Origin of the sequence: Bacillus sp. SIMBA_026 (assembly GCF_046535335.1) — a bacterium.
Taxonomy (GTDB): Bacteria; Bacillota; Bacilli; order Bacillales; family Bacillaceae; genus Bacillus; species Bacillus velezensis.
The window spans coordinates 1-273 of record NZ_JAWRWX010000147.1 but is presented as its reverse complement, the minus strand read 5'-3'; the positions used below and the strand labels follow the sequence as shown (position 1 = coordinate 273).

At 57.5% G+C, this 273-nt stretch carries 1 protein-coding gene; it reads left to right on the top strand.

The genetic code is table 11. From position 1 onward, the window contains the following. Window positions 1–273: hypothetical protein (locus SB847_RS21005; RefSeq protein WP_410578546.1), on the top strand; the 273-nt coding region annotated here is incomplete at both ends.

Genomic DNA, 273 nt, shown 5'->3' with positions numbered 1-273 from the left:
CTTTCCCAACTGCCCGTGCCCAACGTGGTCGAAGCCATCGACTACGAAGAGATCTTGTCAGCGCTGCTAACTGACCTAGTTGGCCGCTACCCTGAATTTGACGTACCCGCAGAATCCGACCCCATCTATAAAGTGCTGGAAGTCGCCGCCTATCGGGAAATGCTGGTTCGCCAGCGGGTCAACCAAGCGGCTCGCGCCGTCATGCTTGCGTATGCCGAAGATGAAGACCTGGACAACCTCGGCGCACTCTTCAACGTCAAGCGGCTGCAAACC